The sequence below is a fragment of the Streptomyces sp. NPDC059853 genome, from assembly GCF_042731495.1.
In the GTDB taxonomy this organism is placed as follows: Bacteria; Actinomycetota; Actinomycetes; order Streptomycetales; family Streptomycetaceae; genus Streptomyces.
This window is the reverse complement of the sequence record NZ_JBHWJL010000356.1, coordinates 1-4,774: the sequence shown is the minus strand read 5'-3', so window position 1 is coordinate 4,774 and position 4,774 is coordinate 1. Positions and strand designations below refer to the sequence as shown.

Genomic DNA, 4,774 nt, shown 5'->3' with positions numbered 1-4,774 from the left:
CAGCCCCGTGACGGACCGCAGGCTCATCGCCGCCTCCACCGCCACGATCGAATCGGCCCCGGCGAGAAAGAAGTGGTCGTCGTCACCGGCCGGCTCCGCCCCCACCGCCCGCCGCCACACCTCGGCCACCGCCGCCCGCAGCCGCTCCCCGCCGGCCTCCGGCCCCCCGCTCACCGGCCGCCGCCTCCGTCCTGCGTCCGCGTCACCAGCACGTCCCCGATCGCCAGCGCGTCCAGCGAGGACCGGGCGAAGGTCTCCACCGCCTCCCGGGGGGTGCGCACGATCGGCTGCCCCCGCAGATTGAACGAGGTGTTGAGCACCACCGGCGTGCCGTGGTCGTCACCGAACCGCCGGATCAGCTCCCAGAACAGCGGCGACTGCGCCCGGTCCACCACCTGCACCCGGGCCGAACCGTCCACGTGCGTGATCGACGGCAGCACCTCCCGGTACTTCTCGCGCACCTGCGCCACGCACAGCATGTGCCGGTACAGCCCCTCCTGACCGGGCGCGATCTCGAAGAACTCCCCGGCCCGCTCCGCCGTCACCGCCGGGGCGAACGGCCGGAACTCCTCCCGCTGCTTGACCACGGCGTTCAGATGCGCCCGCATCCTCGGCACCCGCGGGTCGGCCAGGATGCTGCGGTGCCCCAGCGCCCGCGGCCCGAACTCCATCCGCCCCTGGAACCACGACACCACCGCCCCGCCGCCCAGCAGCGCCGACACCCGCGCGAGCAGCGTCTCCCGGGCGAGACCGGAGTCCACCGCGAAACCCGGGCCGAGAGCCGTCACCGCCGCCGCGATCTCCGCGGGGCCGAACCCCTCACCCCAGTACGGCATCGTCATCGCCCGCGGCGCGGCCGGCCGCCTGCGGCGCAGTTCCCACAGCGCCGCCCCCAGGGCGCTGCCGTCGTCCCCCGAGGCCGGCTGCACGAACATCTCGTCCACCAGCCCACTGCGGGCGATCACCCCGTTCGCCGTGCAGTTCAGCGCCACCCCGCCCGCCATGCACAGCCGCCGCGAGGCACCGCCGGGCATCTCCTGTGCCGCGCGCAGCACATGCAGCAGACTCTCCTCCAGGGCGTGCTGCACCGTCGCCGCCACGTCCATGTGCCGCTGCTCCAGCGGCGCCTGCGGATGCCGGGCCGGCCCGAACAGTTCCTCCAGCCGCCGGATCACCCCCCGGTGCGTCTCCCGCTCCAGCGGCGTACGGTCGTGCGCCAGCAGCGGGGAGCGCAGCGCACCGTCCGGCAGCCGCCGCATCAGCTCCCCGTCGGCCGCCGCGAACCGCGCCGGATCCCCGTACGGGGCGAGCCCCATCACCTTGTACTCGTCCATCCCGGGCAGAAACCCCAGGTACTGGGTGACGACGCTGTACAGGATGCCCAGCGAGACGCCGATCGGATACCGCCGCAGCGTCCGCAGCCCGGGGCCCTCACCGGCGTGCACCGAGGTCGCCTCGGTCTCGCCCATGCCGTCGGCCACCAGCACCGTCGCCGCGTCGAACCCGCTCAGCCAGTAGGCGCTGGCCGCGTGCGCCAGATGGTGTGGCACCCGCACCAGCTTCCGCTCCCAGTCCCGGCCCGGGAAGTGCTCCCGCAGCACGTCCCGCTGGACCTCCTCCGCGTACACCTCGCGGAACCAGCGGCGGGTGAAGGCGTCCCGCTCGAACGCCGCCGACGGCTCGTACCGGAAGCCGTGCGCCACGACGTCCACCTCGTCCGGCGTCACCCCCGCCATCCGCAGACAGGCGGCGATCGCGTCGACCGGGAACGCCCCGGTGCCCTTGTCGCCGTCGTGCCGCTCCTGGGCGGAGGCGGCCAGCACCCCGTCCTCACCGACGAGCGCGGCGGCCGCGTCCAGACCCTGCACCAGCCGCAGCTCGCGGCTGTCGAGGCCGGGCAGCAGATCGCGCTTCACCGCCTGTGCCCGGTCCAGTCCGCTGATTCCCAGTACCAGCACCATCAGGCTCCCCTCGGTTCGGTCCGATCGCGCACCGCGTCGGCCACGGCGCCGACATGGGGCCGGCGCAGCATCTGGAAGTGGTCGCCGTCCGTGTACGCGACCGTCAGCGACCCCGTCAGCTCCCGCCACCCGGCCACGGCGCGCTCGCGCCCGGCGGGATCGTCGGCCCGCGACAGCACCAGCCGGGTCTCCCCGGCGAACCGGGCCGGCCGCCAGCGGCCGAGCGCCGCCAGCAGATCCCGCCAGTACGCCAGCAGCGTGGCGGTGGTCGGCCCGTCCAGCTCCGCCAGTGCCGCCGCGTCCACCCCGAGCGCCGCCAGCACCGCGCCGCCCCGGCCGGACGGGGTGTCGGCCAGCAGCGCGCCGGGGCCCTCGCGCCGCACGGCCGCGCGCAGTTCCTCCAGTCGGCCCACCGTCACCCCGGGCCGCCCGTCGTCCGTGCCGTCGGTGCCGTCAGTGCCGTCCGTGCCGTCCGCCGGAGCGTGCGCGCCGGGCGCGCGGCCCGGCTCCGCGTCGATGACGACCAGGCGCGCCACCGGCACCCCGGACGCCCGCAGCCGGACCGCCACCTCGTGGGCGATCGCGCCGCCCGCCGACCAGCCCGCCACCACTACCGGCCCGCGCCCGGCCAGCAGCGGCGCCAGCTCCCGCGCGTACCCGGCCGCCAGGGTGCCCAGTTCACCCGGCGCGGCCCCGGAGGACGGATCGCCCTGGACACCCAGCACCTCGAACTCCCCGGCCAGCTGCGCCACCAGCTCCCGGTAGCCGAAGAGCGTGCCGCCCAGCGGATGCGCCAGCACCAGCGGCACCGCCCCCGGTGTCCCGCCCAGCGGCACCACCCGGTCGCTGCCCGCGCCCGCGCCGTCCAGGTGGGCGGCCTGGGCGGCGACCGTCGGCGCCCCGTACAGCCGGGCCAGCGGCACCCGCACCCCGAACCGCTCCCGCAGCCGCTCCGCGAGCCGCACCGCCAGCAGCGAGTGACCGCCCAGCGCGAAGAAGTCCTCGTGCAGCCCGACCGAGGGGCGGCCCAGCAACTGCGCCCACACCTCGGCCAGCCGCCGCTCCGTGGCGGTCCGCGGCGCCTGCCCGTCCGCCGTCCCGCCGTCCGCCGCACCCGGCACCGGCAGCGCCGCCCGGTCCAGCTTCCCGCTCGCGGTGCGCGGCAGCTCCCCGATCCGCACCACGTCCGTGGGGATCGCCGCCTCGGGCAGCAGCCGCGCCAGATGCCGCCGCAACTGCGCGGGCTCCGGCAGCCGTTCCCCGGCCGGCACCACATGCGCCACCAGCCGGGGCCGGGTACCCGCTGCCGCCTGATGGGCCGTCACCACGGCCGTCGCGACCGCCGGATGGGTGCGCAGCGCCGCCTCCACCTCGGCCGGCTCCACTCGCTGCCCGGCGATCTTCACCTGCCCGTCCGTGCGGCCCCGGAACTCCAGCAGCCCCTCCGCCGTGAACCGCCCCAGGTCCCCGCTGCGGTACAGCCGGCTCCCCGGCGGCCCCCACGGATCGGGCACGTACCGGTCGGCGGTCAGCGCCGGATCCCGCAGATAGCCGCGCCCCACCCCGGCCCCGCCGATGTGGATCTCGCCCACCGTCCCCGGCGGCACCGGATCGCCCGCCGCGTCCAGCACCCGCACCACCGTGTTGGCGTCCGGCCGGCCGATCACCGGCAGCGGCCGGCCCTCGAACGCCGCGTACGTCGCCTCCACCGTGGTCTCGCTCGGCCCGTACGCGTTGAACGCCGTCACCCGCGGGTCGTCCCGCAGCGCCGCCCACAGATCCGGCGGGCACGCCTCCCCGCCCAGCACGATCACCCGGGGCGGATACGGCGCCTCCAGCAGCCCGGCCTCCACCAGCAACTGCACCTGCGCGGTCGTCATGTCCAGGGTGTCCACCGCCGTCGCGCGCCGCCGCGCCCGCTCCACCAGCAGCCGCGGATCGCGCCGCTCCTCCGCCGAGAGCAGCGTCAGCGGATGCCCGTCCAGCAGCGCCAGGATCTGCGCCAGGAAGAAGTCCGACACGAACGCCGAGGTACCGGCCGCCATCCGCAGCGCCCGGCCGCCGCCCGCCGCCCGCAGCCGGGGGAGCAGCGTCCGTTCCGCGAAGTTCGCCAGCCCGCCGTGCTCGATGAGGACGCCCTTGGGGCGCCCCGTCGACCCCGAGGTGTACAGCACCGCCGCCAGGTCGCGCGGCCCCACCGCCGGGAACACCACCGGCTGCCCGTCCCCGTCCGGGCCCGTCCCGGCCCCCCGCCCCGGTTCAAGGGTCAGTACCGCAACGCCCTCCGGTACCGGCCCGCCGCCGTCCGGCCCGGCCAGCACCAGCACCGGCCCCGCCTCCTCGGCCATCAGCCGCTGCCGCGCGGCGGGCAGCTCGGGATCGAGCACTACGAACGCGGCACCCGCCCGCCACACCGCCCAGATCGCGGTGAGCGCCGCCCGGCCGGGCCGCAGCCGCACCCCCACCACGTCCCCGCGCCGCACCCCGGCCCGCACCAGCCGCCGCGCCAGCGCGTCCACGGCGGCCGCGAACCCGGCGAAGGACAGCTCACCCGCCGCGTCCCGCACCGCCACCGCCCCCGGTGTACGGGCGGCCCGCTTCGCCAGCGCCGCGTGCACCGGCCGCGTCGGCAGCTCCCGCACCGGGCCCTGCCACGCCGCCAGCCGCTCCCGCTCCGCCGCACCCGCCGCCAGCACCTCCCGCAGCGGGGCCCCGGGGCGCCGCCCCAGCTCCGCCAGCAGCCCGCCGAACGACTCCAGCAGCCGCTCCGCGCTCACCCCGTCGTACAGCGCCGGACGGAGGGCGAGCGCCTG

General features: G+C 77.1%; 3 protein-coding genes. All 3 read right to left on the bottom strand.

The genetic code is table 11. The features are described 5' to 3' along the window. Positions 1 to 120: phosphopantetheine-binding protein (locus ACFV5N_RS24775; RefSeq protein WP_385603878.1), on the bottom strand; the 120-nt coding region annotated here is incomplete at its 3' end. 50 nt (positions 121 to 170) lie between these two features. After that, positions 171 to 1,961, bottom strand: a complete 1,791-nt coding sequence (locus ACFV5N_RS24770) for a carbamoyltransferase (protein ID WP_385603875.1) — start codon at positions 1,959 to 1,961, stop codon at positions 171 to 173. Then, the coding region (locus ACFV5N_RS24765) for an amino acid adenylation domain-containing protein (protein WP_385603873.1) at positions 1,961 to 4,774 on the bottom strand (2,814 nt) is incomplete at its 5' end. The genes ACFV5N_RS24765 and ACFV5N_RS24770, both read right to left, overlap by 1 nt.